This is a genomic window from Cohaesibacter haloalkalitolerans, assembly GCF_003574655.1.
Lineage (GTDB): Bacteria > Pseudomonadota > Alphaproteobacteria > Rhizobiales > Cohaesibacteraceae > Cohaesibacter > Cohaesibacter haloalkalitolerans.
Map to the genome: position 1 here is coordinate 574,898 of NZ_QNUM01000002.1, position 16,933 is coordinate 591,830.

Genomic DNA, 16,933 nt, shown 5'->3' on the forward strand with positions numbered 1-16,933 from the left:
AAAATTCTTTCGTCAGACGGACTGCATATTTGCTCTTTCCCACATTACCTTATAGGGACATTTTCCAAACTCATTCCGTTTCAATCCCCAGATGATTGAAGCCACGCAATTTTCGGAGACATTCATATGAACGATCCCAAGACGCTGTCCGACTTTCCCATCGTCAAGAAATGGCCGGCACAGAATCCAGACGTGATCCAGCTCTATTCCTTCCCGACCCCCAATGGCGTCAAGGTGTCCATCGCGCTTGAGGAAATGGGCCTGCCCTATGAAGCCCACAAGGTGACACTGTCCGATGCCGACGTGAAGAGCCCCGAGTTCCTGTCGCTGAACCCGAACAACAAGATTCCCGCCATCATCGATCCGCATGGGCCGGATGGCGACCCGATCGGCCTGTTCGAATCTGCAGCCATCCTGCTCTATCTGTCGGACAAGACCGGCAAATTCATCGGCTCCACGGATCGCGACCGGGCCAAGGTCACCCAGTGGCTGATGTTCCAGATGGGTGGCATCGGGCCTATGTTCGGGCAGTTGGGCTTCTTCGTGAAGTTCAAGGGCGCCGAGATCGAGGATCCACGCCCACGTCAGCGTTACATCGATGAGACCAAACGCCTGCTCAACGTGTTGAACAACGAGCTGGCTGATCAAGACTGGATCGCCGGGGATTATTCGATTGCCGACATGGCAATTGCCCCTTGGCTGCGTCCGATCGTCGGGATCTATGAAGCTGCCGATCTGGTAGACTTCAACAGCTACACCAATGTGGTCGATTATCTCAAACGCTTCATGGACCGTCCTGCAGTACAGAAGGGCGTGAATATTCCGCCGCGGGATTGATCCTGTCATGCCCGGTTGGTGTTGGCGAAACGACTGCACACCGGATCGATCCGTCAGTCTTCAGGGCTCGCCCTCAAGGCTGGCGGATTTCTTTTGAGCCCGGATACTGTCCGTTTCAGGCCACCTGTCCGAGATGATTGATGTCTGGCGAGATGGTTCGGTTCTTGCCCTGCTGCTTGGCGGTATACATCCTCATGTCAGCCTGCCCGAACAGGGTCTTGAAGTCCTTGGTTTCACCTGAGAGGGCGACACCGATACTGACCGAGAGGTCATGGCGCACGCCTTCTGTAGGCTCGAACGGCGTTGCCTCAATGGCCATGCGCACCTGCTCTGCCGCCTTGAAGGCTCCCTTGAAGTCGACATTGCGCAGGAATATGGCAAATTCCTCGCCGCCCATGCGGGCGATCAGATCGCCGTCTCTGGTTGCCGACGAGATCGTTCGGGCGATCAGCCTGAGGGCATCATCCCCGACCAGATGACCAAAGCTGTCGTTGATCTGCTTGAAATTGTCGACGTCGATGCACAGCATGGCACCGTTACCGCTCTGATGGGCGCATGTACCAACCGCTTCGACGAAATAGCGACGGTTCAGGAAACCGGTCATATAGTCATATCGCGCCTGCTTCTCCAGCTCGGCGTTGAGGCTTTCCATCTGGGAATGAGCCTGCTTGAGCTCTGCCAGCGCCTCATTGAGCTTGCGCCGCTGGCGATCAATTATGATGATGATCGGCAGGCCCGCAAGGATGGGTACCAGTGCGGCGATAACCAGCCCCGCGATCGGAATATTCCCGAATATGAAATGCATCAGCAACGCTGTTGTCAGGACGGAAATGACGATTGAGCAAAGAGTAATATTGGCCAGTCTGAGCAATCGCTTTGTCATAGCGGACGAAAATCCCCAAGATATAGTCAGTCGCAGTTTAAACAGATAGATATAAAGCCGCCCCCAATACCCATAAATACGACGCGATATATCCAAATTACAAGACATTCGACAAAGCCAGATTCTGGCCGCCGAATTCTCTATTTAAAGTTGCTTTTTGCCTGTCAACTTGAAACGCAACCATTACAGGCTTCATTGGAACCACATTTTGATAGGCACAGAGTTTATTTCATTCAGAAAAGCTATAGACACATTTCAACTGCCCGGCTCTTTTAACGGGCGGTCGTGAATCAATCGTTAGCCGACGCCCTTAAAAGCGGCTCTATCTGGCAGATTTTCTTGCGGAGCCAATCCGGCGGTTACGATCTTTCAGGCAGAAAGGACGCGCTGCAGCAGGCGGTCGGCCAACCGGTGCAGGATCAGGGTCATCGCCACGATCAGGAGCAGAGCTGCAAACATCAGGGCGATGCGCGAACGGGCGTTGGCCATCAGCATCAGATAGCCGAGCCCCCTGGACGACCCGATCCATTCCCCGATCACCGCTCCCGTCGGGGCATAGGTCACGGCGATGCGAATGCTCGCTGCCAGATGTGGCAGAGCGTGGGGCAAGCGCAGCCAGATTAGTTCCCGCAGGCGGCTGGCATGCGCGATGCGGGCCAGATCAAGGCTCTGTTGTGGTGTCGACAGCATGCCATCGAGAAGGCCCGAGGCGATGGGAAAGAACACCAGCAGGATGGTCATGACCACCTTGGGTGCCATGCCATAGCCGAACCACAGCGTCAGGATCGGTGCCAGCACGAAAACGGGCACCGCCTGTGAGGCATTGAGCAGAGGCCGCAAGTTCATCCGCGCCACCGGTGACAGCATCATCAGGATGGCAAAGCCAACGCCCAGCAGAGCCCCTGTGACAAAGCCAAGCGCCACCTCGCCAAGGGTGACAAGACCATGGCTCGTCAGCAGCGCTCGGTCCGTCCAGAGCGCTTGCAGCACAGCACCGGGGCTGGGCAGAATGAAGGCGGGAAGCAGATGCAGGCTGGCACCACCCTGCCAGACAAGCAACAGAGCCAGAAATGGCAGCAGAGGACGGAGGCGTCGGGTCATACCGCCCCCCTTATGTCGTCAAGCAGGCGCGTGGCTGTTATGGCAAGAGCCGGGTCGGCCAGATCATGGGGCTTGCTGCCATCAAGGGCGGCCACCGGGTGAAGCGCCCTGTCCTTCAATAGCCAGATAGCGTCGCAGAGGCGCAACGCTTCGGCCGGATCATGGGTGACCAGCAGGACAGTCCGACCGGCAAACTGCTCATGGGCGAGATCCTGCATGGTCTGGCGCGTGGCCGGATCAAGCGCGGAAAAAGGTTCGTCAAGCAGGATGAGATCGGCCTCGCTCATCAAGGTTCGGGCCAACGCCACCCGCTGGCGCTGACCACCGGACAGGGCGCCCGGCCGGCGCGGCTCGTACCCGGCGAGCCCGACCGCCGCCAGCAGGTCCCGTGCCCGCGCCGGATCCGGATTGCGTCCGGCCAGTGTCTCAACCAGCATGACATTGTGCAGAACCGACAGGCGCGGCTGCATGAGGTCGGACTGCGCCATCCAGCCAACGCGGGCGGCTCCGTTGCGACTGCCTTCGAAACCAGCCTCGCACTGAAGCCCTCCCAGCAGCCGCAATAGCGTTGATTTGCCCGAGCCCGAAGGCCCGAGCAAGGCTGTCCAGCCTGTCCGCAGCGACAAGACAAACGGATCAATGAGCCGCTCCCCTTCCAGAGAGACCGTGCCGGACAGGCCGTAATGCGTCATCAGTGCCCCCTACTCGTTTCCGAGTGCGCGGGTCACCGTATCCAGCGCAGGCACGGCATCAATCATGCCGATGTCAGCCAGATAGGCGCCGAAGGCCTGATACCGCTCCTTGTCGAGCGCCATCGGCTTAACCGAGAATTTCGGATAGGTATCGAACCATGCATCATGGTTGAGCTGGTCGTCGAGTTCAGCGGCATAGCCCTTGAACTCTTGCCATGTGCCTTCCGGATCCTTGGCGATCTCCTTGGCTGCACGGGCTGTGGCAGACAGGAACGCCTTGATGGCGGTGAAATCCGTGCGATCTGTCGAGGTTTCATAGATCAGCTCTTCATAACCCGGCACGCCATTCTCTTCGGGGAAGAAGCATTTCCCCTTGCGCCCGACCATGGCCATCTGGTGCAATTCGAAATTACGGAAAGCACCGCCGACGGCGTCCACCGTGCCTGCGGCAAGCGCCGAGGTCAGGGCGAAGTTGACATTGATGCTCTCCACCTCTTCGGGTTCCACACCATTGGTGCGCAACATGCGGTGCATCAAGGCTTCCTCGATGCCCGGCACGGAGAAGCCGATACGGCCCCCCTTGAGGTCGGCAAGGCTCTTGATGGGGCCATCAGCGTCCACCATGACACAATAGAGCGGGCTATCGATCAGCGAGCCGACGCGGACCACGGGCAGGCCTTCCTTATGCTGCAAATAGAGCTGCGGCTGATAGGATACGCCAAGGTCTACTTCACCGGCAGCCGCCATCTTGGGCGGATCGGAGGGGTCGGCGGGGGCGATGATATCGACATCCAGCCCGGCCTCGGCGAAATAGCCCCGTTGCTTGGCGATGATGATCGGGCCGTGATCGGGATTGACGAACCAGTCGAGCATCACCGAGAAAGGGGTTCCGGCGCTGGCTGGCAAGCTGAGGCCGACAAACAGGGCGGCGGTCGCCAGTGTTTTCATGGCCAGTGTCTTGAAAGAGAATTTCGTCACGGGGTCAGCTCCTCAGCATGAAAAAGTGATCCGTCGGGCCGTGGCCGGACCCGACATCGAGATTGGCGCTGCCAGCAATAGCCCTGGAAATATAGTCCTTGGCTTCTCGGGCTGCGGTGAGGCCATCACCGGAGAGGGCGAGCCGGGTGGCAAGCGCCGACGACAGGGAGCAGCCGGTGCCATGAGTGTTTTTCGTCTCGACACGCGGGGCCGAGATCCATTCCTGCGTGTCTTTCATCAGGAACAGGTCGGGACTGTCAGCCGAGCCTAGATGGCCGCCCTTCAGATAGACCGCCTGTGGGCCGAGAGACAGCAGCGCCCTGGCCTGAGCCAGCATGTCGTCGGTGCTCCTTGCCTCCATGGTGCCAAGAAGGTCTGCTGCCTCGGGCAGGTTTGGCGTGATGATGGTTGCCATGGGCACCAGCACGGCGCGCACGGCCTCGACCGCCTCATCGTTGAGCAACCGTGAGCCGCCCTTGGCGACCATCACCGGGTCCAGCACGATAGGGGCAGCACAGTCCCGGAGCACTTGCCCGACAGCCTCGACGGCACTGGATGTGCCCAGCATGCCGATCTTGATGGCATCAACGCGGATGTCGGCGAGAATGGCCTCGATCTGGGCGACGATGAAATCCGGGTCGGTCGGCACCCAGCCGCTCACCCCTTGGGTGTTCTGGGCCGTCATGGCGGCAATCACCGCCATGGCATAGCCGCCATTGGCAGAGATCGCCTTGAGGTCGGCCTGAATGCCGGCCCCGCCAGACGGATCAGAGCCGGCAATCGACAGGATATTCGGGATCATGCGGCCTCCCAGGCAGCCACCAGTTCGCGGGTTGCCGCTTCCGGATCGTCCGCTTCGGAAATGGCCGACACAATCGCGAGTCCGGCACAGCCTTCGGCCTTGACGCGGGGAATGTCGGCCAGCTTGACACCACCGATGCCAACGCATGGGAACGGTGCGGCACGAGCAATACGGCCCATGGTCTCAAGGCCGATCGGAGTGGCGTGGTTCTTTTTGGACAAGGTGGCGCGCACCGGTCCGCAGCCAATATAATCGAGCGTCCCTTCGGGCAGAGCGGCGGCGATGGCCAACTGCTGTTCATTTTCGATGGAAAGCCCGAGGATCCTGTCCGGCCCCAGAGCCTTGCGCATGGCAACCGGGTCGCCATCGGACTGGCCCATATGCAGGCCTGCGGCGCCGCTTGCCAACGCCACATTGAGGCGGTCATTGATGATGAGCGGCACGCCATACGCCTCAGCCAGCTTGTTGAGGCGCGTTGCCTGCTCGATCAGCACCTCATCGGGTGCGGTCTTGTCGCGCAGCTGGATGATGGATGCGCCGCCCTTCAGCGCGGCCAGCACAAGGGCATCATCGGGATTATGAGGGGTGACGAAATAGACGGAGAGATTCATGATTCCTGTATCCTTGCGGCGCTTGAAAGCTGATCGGGGGTGATGGTGTAAAGCGCATCAATGAAGGCGGTGGCAAAGGAGCCCGGCGCAGAAGTGCTCTCGGCAGCAACCTCTCCGGCGAGACCATAATAGGCGATGGCGGCAGCGGTTGCTTCCAGATGCGGTTTGCCAACGATGAAGGAGGCAATCACACCATTGAGCGTGCAGCCGAGAGCGGTGACCAGCGGCATCATGGGATGGCCATTGTTCACCCGATAGGCGCGGGTGCCATCGGTGATGAAATCCTCAGGACCGGTGACTGCGACAATCCCGTCAATGGAGCTGGCGAGCGCCCGGGCGCCCTCTTCGGCTGCCGTCACACTGTCGGAGCTGTCCGCCCCCTTGCCCTTGGTCATCTCACCGCATAGTGCCAGGATTTCCGAGGCATTGCCGCGAATGACGGAAGGCTTGAGCGCCACCAGCGAGGCGGCGGTCTCACGCCGGAAAGCCGTCGCCCCGGCAGCAACCGGGTCGAGCACCCATGGCGTGCCGTTGTCATTGGCGCTTTCTGCCGCCACGATCATCCCGCGCACCCAGTCGGTGGAAAGGGTACCGATGTTGATGGTCAGGGCCGAAGCGATGGCGGCAAATTCGCCCGCTTCCTCTTCGGCATGCAGCATGGCAGGCGACGCCCCGGATGCGAGCAGCGCATTGGCCATGACATTCATGGCGACATAGTTGGTGATATTCTGGATAAGTGGCGCTGTTTGGCGCATATGAGAGAGATATTGGCCCCAGTCGGTCATTCTTCACTCCTACTGAGGCGGAAGAATTGACATCGGGTCGGTGCGGAAACCATCGGGCTCCCTTGGGACCAAAGCGCAACTTCCTCCGCCAGTATGATCTGGTTCAGGTTCGAAGGGTTCATCTCAGCCCGGTCTCCCGGACGCCCCTGTTACGCGGCTGATTTAAGCGCAAACCCACGGCAATTACCAGTGCCGCTTTGCCTTTTTCTGTTCAGAGGAATGAAACCAATGGCTTGGCGACGGTCCTTCCACCCGCTCATGGCTCGGCAATAGGGCTCGCCAAGGCACGGAAAGCGTTGGGGATTTCGTCAGAAGGCAGGATCGGGTGGTCGCGATGCATCATCTTGTGCACAATGCAGCGCCGGACCAGAGCTGGTTCTGCGCGAAAGCACAGAAAAGCGCAGCCGAAAACCGGCGCGTCAAAGAACGTGCGGTTTCAAGAAAGCTTGATGATAGGAGGAAAATCACAGGGTAGAAATGGTACAGTCGGGTGGATTCGAACCACCGACCTTCGGAGCCACAATCCGACGCTCTAACCAACTGAGCTACGACTGCATAGCACCCTGTAGTGCGCGTTTTTTAGGGAAGCTTGGCGGAAAATGCAAGAGCAGAAATCGGGACTTCCCACAGCTTGTCAAAAAAACGTCACCAGAGCCCGAATCTCTATGCCTGATCAGTGGTTTTGTGAACAACTCGGCAGAACTGGCAGCTTCAGAGGTGATGCCCGTGTCTCGCCTGTTGCGTGATTTCACCAATGATTCCATGAAATGACCGGGATGAATGCGCCGACCGCCAGTCCCGATGCGGGACAGTTGCTGCGTTCACGCCTTGGGTTGTTGCAATATACGAATTGGTGTCTGCCCTTTGCGAGGCCCTCCCAAAACCCACTTGGTCGCTCGCCTCGCCCGAGGCGTTCCGCTCAAAAGATGTGATTGAAGGCTCACTTCACTCCAATGCCGATTGGGGTCTGCCCTGTCACCAGAGGGCGGAGGGCGCGAAGCGCCGCAGCTCATCCCAATTCTGCAACAGCGCGGGCTCTTGCTACGGCACACAGTCATGCACCATCTTTGCAGCGCACAAGTCAGATGCGGAATCTTCCCGAGAGGCTGGACAGGAAGGACTATTCTTCCTCAGTCTTCTTGTCCGCTCCCTCTGCCATACGGCCAGCCATGGCCCCCAGTTCACCGGTAACATCGCTGAAGCGTTGCATCTGCGACTGGACATATCTGGTCTGGAGAGTGATGACATCCTGCAGGCTCTCGGCCTTGGTCAGCTCGGCCGCCAATGCAAAGGACGCCCGAATGCCCTCGTCGGTCGCAGAAAAGGCCGCTTTGTTGAAGTCGATCAGCTCACCGCGCAAACCTTCTGCCGGACCGGCGAAACGGTCTGCCGTCTGTTCGACAAGGCCATGCAGCGTTTCATAGGATTTGAGGGTCTGCTTGATACCCTTTTCCGCCATTTCGCGGAATTCGGAAGGAACGTCGAACAGTCTTTCGGACATGGCCATGATGCGTCTCCGGCGATTCGGGGTTTGCAACGAAAGGAAAATTGTGCGTCGCAGCATAACAGCAATCATTTTGCAGCGCAACATCGTTGCGGCAATAGCTCACCAAGGTGACTGAAGCCCCCTCCGTTGGCCAGACACCTGAACCGAAACCGCTTGCGTGCAATCAGTTTTTGGCGATTTCCCTTGTAAAAATGACTATGCAGGCCGCGAACAATTGCTTTATAATTGGTTAACAGAACGAGCCTGGGCAGATTAACCATGCGGGCTCAAAAGCGAGGTTATTCCGCTCGAAATATTGGACCTCGCCAAACGAAAATGTCATAACGGTTTATTAACGCAATCATTTATCCGGAAACCTTTTGTTAAGGGTTTCCTTCAATGAGCAAGATTAAAGAACCATGCCCACGTTTCCAGCAGCTTCTCTGGCCAGACCCTTTCTGACTCTGACCGCGCATCCGACCATCGGGGCGGTTCTGCTTGACTCGCGCCCGGCGTGGGTTTGGAACACTGAGGGCAACCGCATCTTGTGGGCCAATGCCGCAGGGCTGGCATTTTTCTCCGAAACAAGCATGGAATCGCTGCTATCGCGTAGCTTTGGCGATGTGCACCCCGCCCGGCGTCATTTGGCACGGCTGGCGCGCAACGCCCGTCCCGATACGCCGACCCTCGACCAGTTGCGGTTCTTTCTCGGTCTGTCCTTCGTCACTCTGTCCTGTCTTTGCAAGAAGCTGACGGTCGAAGGGGAAACCGTGCTGCTGGTGCTGTCATCGGTGCCGCTGGAGGCCATCGAGAGCTCCCGCGAAACAGCCTTCGCACCTGTCGAGCCAACCGCCGACCTGCTCAAGGCGCTTGCCAGCGACAAGGCCATGTGGGCCGCACTGCTCGACAAGGAAGGCCAATTGCTGGCATCCTCCGAAGACTTTCTGCCGTTTGGCGAAAACGCTGTCGCTCTTGGCAAACTGCTCGCCAGGGTGGATGGCGATGAACGGGTTGGAGAGGGTTCCCTGCCCTTCTGCGACAGCCAGACCGGGGCCGCAGTCGCCCGCGTTTCAGACGATTTGCGCAGTCGCTATCTTCTTCTGGTGCATAATCCGGCCAGCCCTGTTCCGGCCCATGATCCATGGATTGAAAACCCCTTTGCCGATCTGGAATCGCCCAATCAGCTGACTGATGAAGCCTCGTTTTCTGCAGCTGAAGCGGACATATTCGATGACCAGTTCGGCCTTGATGAGCTGTCGGAGATCCGGAACAAGCTGACCACTGGCCTTGAATTGTTGCAAAGAGCTGAACAGGCCCCGTTCAACAGCGACGCAGGCAAGCCATCCACGCTTCCCTTCACCGATCCGGTGACTGGCAAGGACGTCGAACCACAAAGGGACCGTTCGGTCACCAACCTTGCCGACTTCCGTCAGAAGCAGGCCGCCACGGGCCGCTCCGGCGACAATGTCTACCCACTGCGCTTCCCGCCCAAGGGCAAGGATGCCTCATCATCCATGTCCATTCAGGCTGCCAGTGACTATGGCCAATCCACCGGCGGAGCGGCTGGGCCGTTCCACTTTGTCTGGGAAAGTGACGAGGTCGGGCGCTTCAAATTTGTCTCCGATGAACTGGCGATGGCCGTGGGCCGTGGCAACGCGGACATCGTCGGCATGCGCTGGTCCGAAATCGCCGAACGGTTCGGGATGGACAGGGACGGCACCATCGCCAGGGGCTTTGCCAGCTGTGACACCTGGGCCAGCCTTGATGTCTGGTGGCCGGTTGAAGGAGAGGACTGCCGCATCGCAGTGGAGCTGACGGGCCTGCCGATCTATGGCCGACTTCACGGATTTCAGGGCTATCGTGGCTTTGGTCTTTGCAGACCTGCCGACGTCAAGGCATCGACCGGGCATGGGCCTGAAGCAGGCGCAGAGACCGAAACAGCCACAGAAACAGAAAACACGCAGCAGGAGAGTGGACAGGCCACAGTTCCGCCTCATCTTGCGCAAATTGATGACTTAATATCTGCAGACCTACTTGAGGCTGCAAGGAATGCCGTAGCAACCACGACTGAACTGATTTCGCCAGATGATCAACGCGGCCGGGGGACGTCGCAAGAAGCTTCTGTCGAAACAACCGGGGTGATCGCCGTGTGTGAAGACAATGAGAAGGGACTTGAAGACCAGCCGACCAACCAGCCAAACCACACCGAAGAAGCTGCCAAAGCAGCTGCCGATGGCTCAGATCTGACGCCGCCAGACCAACCAGCAAGCAACCGCCAAAATCTCGTGGGCACCTTGCTCAGCGGCAATGCTACCGGTGTGCGAGAAGTGGCTGCGCCCTCCTCGGCTGATGCCGGGGATGCCGATGTGCGCCCAGAGAGTGGCCACAAGCTCAGCGCCGGTGAGGAGCACGCCTTTAAGGAAATCGCCGACGTGCTGTCCGACGAGACATTCGAGAGCCGGTTGCCTGCTGAAGACCTTGATGACGACTATGAGGATCCTGCCGCGCTTTCCGACGAGGAAGCCGAGGAGGAGGAAGAGCAGGATGAAGTTTCGGCTGATCCTGCCCCAAGCTTCCCGACACGAGAGATCCTGCAGCAGGTCGCAAGCGAAGTCGAAAAGGTCGACAAGCCCGCAGCGATTGTGCCCCGCGATGGCGGTGATGAGGAAAAGCAGACCGCGCCAGAGCCGTCCTTTGTGCGCCGCCCGTTCTGTTCCATCATTCCGCCACGACGCAAGGAGGATCATCTGGTCCTGCCATGGCAATCCGCAAACAAACCCCTCAGCGCCCTGCTCGAAGCCCGTGAGCGCAAGGAGGATGCGCACAAGTCGGCAGCTACCAGCAAAGCTCTTCTGGACATCCTTTCCATCGACCCACGGCTGAAACAGCTGCATGATCAGGCGGCTCAAGCCAAAGAACAGGCGGTCCCACCGGCTGCGCCGATGCATCCTGCCGAACAACAGCGGCAGGAAGAGCCGGACGTTGCGGAAGACAATGCTCCTTCTGTTGAAACGGCGACACCAGCCCTGCAAGATGAGGGACCACAGACACCTCCTCTGGAGCCGGACGACACGACCACGGACACATCCGCATCATCCCAGACCGACCCTTTGGCGGGCTCTCCGGTGGACTCTGTAACAGATTTCACACCGCAGGAAATGCCGACGCCGGACGAGACCGAAGTGGCGCCTCTTGAGGGACCGAATGAAGGCGAAAGCCTTGATGGCCTCCCTCCTCTTGATGAAGTCGTGCCCCTTGAAGCTGGAGGCAACGACGCACCCGAGTTTCAGGAACCGCAGATCCCGACACCGGGTGAAGCGCTAGGCGATGAGCTGTTTGACGAACCGGTTGTTTCCGAGAACCACTTTGTCATCTCGGCGATGGATGACGAAGCAGACAATGCGCCTGTCGATCAGGAGCAAGCCTCCCCGGTGGCTGGCACCATCGAGGGGACGGCGGCTCTCACGGCGGCAGCTGTTGCGGGCGTTGCGGCGCTCGGCGCAGAGTCGCTCTGGGACAGGCAGGACAAGGCCTCGCCGTTGATTGACATGCTCAACAAGCTGCAGACTGCGATCATCGTGTCGGCCAAAAGCCGGGTTCTGTTCGCCTCCAAGACCGCCTTGCGCCTGCTGGATTTTGCCTCGGAGGATGCCCTTGATGAAGCGGGCGGCATGGAAGGGCTGTTTTCCGGGCGCCCCGGCGACTGGCTGACCAAGACCAACGGCCGCACCACCCTGCGCACCGAAAACGGCAGCCCCATTTCGGTTCAGGCCAACATTTCTTCTATTGCCTGGGGCGATCAGCCTGCGGCCATGCTGTGTTTTGAAGAAACCCCGGTTACGCCGCCATCGATTGGGGTTTCCGAAGAGGACGAGAAAATCGCCGAACTGGAAGCCATTCTGGATACCGCCACCGACGGCGTTCTGGTGCTGGACAGAGACGGCAACATCCTCAGGATGAACCATTCGGCAGAGGCCCTGTTCGAAGTGGACCGTCACAAGGTGGCCGGAGAGCCGTTCATTTCCCTGCTGGCACAAGAGAGCCACAAGGATGCCCTCGCTTATCTCGAGCGGCTGAGGAACAGCGGGCTTGCCAGCCTTATCAATGGTGGACAGGAAGTCATCGGCCAGTTGCGCTCGGGTGGCCTCATTCCGCTGGTCATGACCATGGGACGGGTGTCGATACCGGGCACCAACCGCTTCTGTGCAGTGCTGCGGGATGTGACCGAATGGAAACGGACGCAGGAAGAGCTGATAGCCCAGAAGCTGCGCGCCGAACGGGCCAGCAAGAAGAAGTCGGAATTTCTGGCCAAGGTCAGCCATGAGATCCGGACGCCGCTCAACGCGATCATCGGCTTTTCCGAAGTGATGATGGAAGAGCGCTTCGGGGCGATCGGGCAGGAACGCTACAAGGATTATCTCAAGGATATCAAGATATCCGGCACGCATATCATCAGCCTGCTCAATGACCTGCTGGACCTTTCCAAGGTCGAGGCGGGCAAGATGGAGCTGCAGTTCGAGGCCGTTCCGCTCAATGGCATGGTCACCGAATGCGTCGGCATCATGCAGCCGCAGGCCAACCGCAGCCAGATCATCATCCGGACATCCGCCTCTTCGCGGCTTCCCGATGTGGTGGCCGACAACCGGTCGCTGCGCCAGATCATCCTCAATATCCTGTCCAATGCGGTCAAGTTCAACCATCCGGGTGGACAGGTGATCGTTTCGACGACCCAACAGGACAGCGGCGAAGTGATCCTGCGCATTCGCGACACCGGCATCGGCATGAGCAAGGAAGACATGAAGCGGGCACTTGAACCTTTCCGGCAGGTATCGCCGACCACCCGCAGCGCGGCGGAAGGCACTGGCCTCGGCCTGCCCCTGACCAAGGCCCTGATCGAAGCCAACAAGGCGCGGCTCAACCTTTCCAGCGAGCGCGGTCATGGCACGCTGGTAGAGGTCATTTTCCCACCGGAACGGGTGGTTGAAAGCCCTGAAGAAGAACTGCCGCGGACGGCCGAACCGGTCAACTGATCGCGGCAATGCGCACATGAGGACCGGGCGCTGATGAGGACAGGGCTTGCCCTGTGCGACAGCCTGATTTCAGATTCCGGCTTAGTTGGGCTGGGCCTAGTTCCACGCCTGAACGAGGCGTTTGCAGGCTTCGGCGAGATCGGCCCTGTCCCTTGGGGCTGTCACGCAGATGCGCACCCCATCGGACAGCATGCGCCCGGCACAGAAGGTCGAGGCGGACACCAGATCAACCCCGGCTGCCCGGGCCAGAGACGCAAGCTGTTCGCCCGAGCGCCCTGCATAGGGGCTGCCTTCGTCGGTCGAGACCCAGAGATGCGGCGCGGCGGGATTGCGGCCAAGGGCAGGCAAGCCAAGGCGGCGCCGGACAAGAGACTGGCGAGCACGCGCTTCCTGCCGCTGCCATTCCATCTGCTCGTCCACAGCACCGCTTTCAATCCAGTCGCAGACCAGCTCCAGCATGATGGGTGCCGTCATCCAGCTCGTCACATGCACCAGCTCGTCAGTGGCAAAATTCATCAGCCGGGAACGGGGGCTATCAGCATCGAAAGTGACAATGATATAGCCAAAGCGCAGGCCCGGTGCGACCAGCTTGGAAAGCCCCCCCACCAGAATGGACCGTCCGGCCAATTGCAGGCTGAGCGGTGGCAGGCCCGAGAAACCGCCATAGACATCTTCCTCAATCACCAGCAGGTCGAGCTTTTCGGCCATCTCGACGATATCGGCACGACGCTGGCGGTCCATGGTCGTTCCGGTGGGGTTTTGCAGAATCGGGCTGATCACCAGCGTGCGGGCACCGCTGGCTCTTGAGGCGCGGTCGAGGTCTTCGGGCAGAATGCCCTTCTTGTCCATGGTGACAGGCACAAGCCGCAGCCCCATCTGCTTGGCAGCCACCTTCATGCCGGGAAAGGTCAGTTCCTCCACCAATACCGGCAGGTCTGGCTTGGCGATCATCTGCAAGGCGGCGAACAGGGCAGCCTGTGCACCGGCGCAGGGAAAGATACGGTCTGCCGGTGGGTGGAAGCCACGGCTCTGGCAGAGTTTCACGACCGCATCACGGCAGCGCCCGATGAGGCTGGGCGCGTGATAATCCATGACGTCGACGAGATCCTGCCTTTGCAACAGGGCGGCAAAGCGGCTCTGAACATCCTCGCGGGAGAAGCCCTGCACCGGCTTGATGGTGGACAGGTCGATGGCATTCTCGGCATGGGGGCGATCAATGGCATAGAGGCTGGTGGCGGTATTGACCGGCAGGACATAGGTTCCGCGCCCCACCTCCCCGGCAATGAGGCGCAACCGGGTGGCCTCGCGAAAAGCTTCCGTCACAGTCGACAGGTTGACATTGAGAGCCCAGGCCAGATCGCGCTGAGTCGGCAGGCGAGAGCCCTCCGGCAGGGCGCCGGTGCGGATGTCCCGCTGCATGGCTTCGACAATCGCGCGATAGATCGGCCCGTCATAGCCCGCCAGATCGGGGCACCAACTTACCTTTGTTTCCTTCATGACCAGCTCTCTTGCATCGCCTTGCCTTTGTCGATCAGCTCTTACCCGGCAGCCACTGTGCTTGTCTGTGTCCGACGCCTCCCCTGTCGGCACACATGACGCGCACTTCAGCAAATCACGGACCCTTGCGTTGGCATTCCGGCCCGAACAGGAGCCAGACGGCCAAATTGTATGGATGGCAATATTCTTGCACCCCATACAATATAAGGTTTGAACCATACAATATCCTTTGCCATGATTTTTAACAACAAGAATTTGATTGCTCAAGGCGACGGCCCCCTGCCAAGACCGACTCCCAACGAGACCGACCCCCAACGAGACCGACCGTGTTCACACAGTCTCCACCGGACCAACCAAACCAGAGATCCCGTTTCGGGCAGGCAGGCGGCACGTCGTAAAAGTCACGAAAAGGATATTCCCATGCTTACATGTGTCGATTTTGAAAAGGCCGAAGAACTGATCTATCGGGTTCTTTCTCCCACCGCATGCTATAACTGGCCAATTCTGGCCGATGCGCTCGGGGCCGATGTCTGGATGAAGCATGAGAATCACACCCCGACCGGCGCTTTCAAGGTGCGTGGCGGGCTGGTCTATGCCAACCGCTACAAGAAACGTTTCCCGAAGGGAGCTGGCCTCATCTCCGCCACCCGTGGCAACCACGGCCAGAGCCTCGCCTTTGCTGCCGGCATTGAAGGACTGAGCGCCACGATCGTTGTGCCGAAGGGCAATTCCCCCGAAAAGAACGCCGCCATGCGCGCCTTTGGCGCGACTGTGATCGAAGCGGGCGACGACTTCGATGAGGCCGTTACCAAGGCCAAGGCCATGGCCGCCGATGAAGGCCTGCACATGGTGCCGTCCTATCACGAGGATCTGGTAGCTGGCGTTGGCACCTATTCCTATGAAATGCTGAAGCAGAACCCTGATCTGGATACGGTCTATGTGCCAATCGGCAAGGGGTCTGGCATCTGTGGCATGATCGAAGCACGCAATGCTCTCAATCTCAAGACCAAGATCGTTGGCGTCGTGACCGCCCGCGTTGATGGCTATGCCAATTCCTTTGAATGCGGCAAGCTGACCGCCGCAGACCGCAGCGACACCTTTGCCGATGGCCTTGCCGTGCGCGTTCCCGATCCGGTTTCGCTGGAAATCATCATGGAAAATGCCGAGCGCATCGTCCGGGTGGAAGAGGACACGGTTGCCGAAGCCATTCGCCTGATCTACCGGGCGACCCACAATGTCGCCGAAGGCGCTGGGGCTGCCGCCCTTGCCGGTCTGATGACCGAAAAGGACAAGATGGCGGGCAAGAAGGTCGGCGTGGTTCTCAGTGGCCAGAATATCGATACCGACTGGATGGCTCAGGTTCTCAGTGGCCAGACCCCAACCGTCTGACGGATCAAGCGGGGCCTCTTGTCTGGCCGCGCACCGCGTGTGGGAAACCAAGAAAAGGGCACTCAACTCGCCGGAGACCACGGTCTCCGGCTTTTTATTGCTTTCCTCTGGCTCGCATGGTCCGTAGGGCCGATGGGCAGGTGTGACGATAAGCGGTCAGAAGAACAGCTCGGGCTCGCTCAACATCAGATGCTGGATCAGCATGATGGTCTTGGCATCGCGCAAAGAGCCTTGCAGCACCGCCTCGCCGAGCTCATCAAGGGCAATTTCCTCGACGATGATGTCCTCCCCCTCGTCTTCCAGCCCGCCGCCTTCACCGATGCGGTCATTGAGGCTGTAGGACGCCAGATAGGCATAGATCCGCTCGGTCAGGGTGCCCGGAGAGACATAATAGGCAGCCACCTGCTGAAGCTCCGACAGGCGGAACCCCAATTCCTCGGCAGCTTCCCGCATGACGGCCGTTTCCGGCTCCTCGCCCGGATCGATGAGACCGGCGGCCACCTCAAGGATCATCGGGTCCGTCTCGCCATTGTAGACGGCACCGGCCCTAAGCTGTCGCACCAGCATGGCCACGCGCCGCTCGCGATCGACCGGCAGCACACAGATTGCTTCGCCGTGGTCGTGGATTTCCCGGCTCAGGGTGACCCGCTCACCGTCGCTGCGTGTAAAGGTAAGCTCGCAGGTGGACAGCTTGATGAAGCCATCATATTTGAGCTCGCATTTGCCAAGCTCGGCGTTCACCTTGTCGCGCCGGGGAAGAAAGCGATCCGACATGTATAGTCCCTTCGTAACGGATGAAGACCAGACAGCGCAAGCAGACCCGGAGCACCCGGAAAGCGCAG

13 protein-coding genes, 1 tRNA gene and 1 riboswitch are annotated in these 16,933 nt (G+C 59.4%); of the genes, 3 read left to right on the top strand and 11 right to left on the bottom strand.

Translation table 11 applies throughout. The annotated features are described in order from the left end of the window. Positions 1 to 126: 126 nt before the first annotated feature. Positions 127 to 837 (top strand): glutathione S-transferase N-terminal domain-containing protein, encoded by a 711-nt coding sequence (locus DSL70_RS06535; RefSeq protein WP_119307071.1) that lies wholly within the window; start codon positions 127 to 129, stop codon positions 835 to 837. Positions 838 to 952: 115 nt separating this feature from the next. Here the strand turns inward: DSL70_RS06535 and DSL70_RS06540 are convergent, their stop codons facing one another. From DSL70_RS06540 to DSL70_RS06580, 9 genes are all read right to left on the bottom strand, one after another. Next, positions 953 to 1,720, bottom strand: a complete 768-nt coding sequence (locus DSL70_RS06540; protein WP_162916409.1) for a GGDEF domain-containing protein — start codon at positions 1,718 to 1,720, stop codon at positions 953 to 955. A 369-nt stretch (positions 1,721 to 2,089) separates the two neighbouring features. After that, positions 2,090 to 2,821: an ABC transporter permease gene (locus tag DSL70_RS06545; RefSeq protein WP_119307073.1), complete on the bottom strand. Its 732-nt coding sequence runs from the start codon at positions 2,819 to 2,821 to the stop codon at positions 2,090 to 2,092. Continuing rightward, positions 2,818 to 3,513, bottom strand: a complete 696-nt coding sequence (locus DSL70_RS06550; protein ID WP_119307074.1) for an ABC transporter ATP-binding protein — start codon at positions 3,511 to 3,513, stop codon at positions 2,818 to 2,820. Before DSL70_RS06550 ends, DSL70_RS06545 begins: the two co-directional genes overlap by 4 nt. A 9-nt stretch (positions 3,514 to 3,522) precedes the next feature. After that, positions 3,523 to 4,461 carry an ABC transporter substrate-binding protein gene (locus DSL70_RS06555; protein ID WP_119307075.1) on the bottom strand — a complete coding sequence of 313 codons (939 nt, stop codon included), beginning with the start codon at positions 4,459 to 4,461 and terminating at the stop codon, positions 3,523 to 3,525. A 34-nt stretch (positions 4,462 to 4,495) separates the two neighbouring features. Further along, the gene (thiD, locus tag DSL70_RS06560; RefSeq protein WP_119307076.1) at positions 4,496 to 5,293 is read right to left on the bottom strand and encodes a bifunctional hydroxymethylpyrimidine kinase/phosphomethylpyrimidine kinase; all 798 of its coding nucleotides are present in this window, start codon (positions 5,291 to 5,293) and stop codon (positions 4,496 to 4,498) included. Then, positions 5,290 to 5,904 (bottom strand): thiamine phosphate synthase, encoded by a 615-nt coding sequence (gene thiE, locus DSL70_RS06565; RefSeq protein WP_119307077.1) that lies wholly within the window; start codon positions 5,902 to 5,904, stop codon positions 5,290 to 5,292. The genes thiD and thiE overlap by 4 nt, the downstream gene beginning before the upstream one ends. After that, a complete protein-coding gene (thiM, locus tag DSL70_RS06570; protein WP_119307078.1) occupies positions 5,901 to 6,689 on the bottom strand; it encodes a hydroxyethylthiazole kinase in 789 nt (262 codons plus the stop codon). The genes thiE and thiM overlap by 4 nt, the downstream gene beginning before the upstream one ends. Positions 6,690 to 6,752: 63 nt before the next feature. After that, a riboswitch (TPP riboswitch) is annotated at positions 6,753 to 6,847 on the bottom strand. Between the two features lie 320 nt (positions 6,848 to 7,167). Next, positions 7,168 to 7,244: transfer RNA gene (locus tag DSL70_RS06575), tRNA-His, on the bottom strand. A gap of 565 nt (positions 7,245 to 7,809) precedes the next feature. Then, positions 7,810 to 8,196: a phasin family protein gene (locus tag DSL70_RS06580; protein WP_162916410.1), complete on the bottom strand. Its 387-nt coding sequence runs from the start codon at positions 8,194 to 8,196 to the stop codon at positions 7,810 to 7,812. Positions 8,197 to 8,594: 398 nt separating this feature from the next. On the opposite strand from DSL70_RS06580, the gene DSL70_RS22550 reads away from it, so the two are divergent. Beyond that, positions 8,595 to 13,205, top strand: a complete 4,611-nt coding sequence (locus tag DSL70_RS22550; protein ID WP_245418108.1) for an ATP-binding protein — start codon at positions 8,595 to 8,597, stop codon at positions 13,203 to 13,205. Positions 13,206 to 13,301: 96 nt separating this feature from the next. Here DSL70_RS22550 and DSL70_RS06590 read toward each other — a convergent pair whose 3' ends face one another. Beyond that, the gene (locus tag DSL70_RS06590; protein WP_162916411.1) at positions 13,302 to 14,702 is read right to left on the bottom strand and encodes an aminotransferase-like domain-containing protein; all 1,401 of its coding nucleotides are present in this window, start codon (positions 14,700 to 14,702) and stop codon (positions 13,302 to 13,304) included. Between the two features lie 420 nt (positions 14,703 to 15,122). Here DSL70_RS06590 and DSL70_RS06595 point away from each other — a divergent pair, with 420 nt between their 5' ends. Next, on the top strand, positions 15,123 to 16,091 hold the full coding sequence (locus tag DSL70_RS06595; protein ID WP_119307081.1) for a threonine dehydratase: 969 nt from the start codon (positions 15,123 to 15,125) through the stop codon (positions 16,089 to 16,091). A gap of 156 nt (positions 16,092 to 16,247) precedes the next feature. On the opposite strand, the gene DSL70_RS06600 is transcribed toward DSL70_RS06595, so the two are convergent. Beyond that, entirely contained in the window at positions 16,248 to 16,865 is a 618-nt protein-coding gene (locus DSL70_RS06600) for an NUDIX domain-containing protein (protein ID WP_119307082.1), read from the bottom strand. Positions 16,866 to 16,933 lie beyond the last annotated feature (68 nt).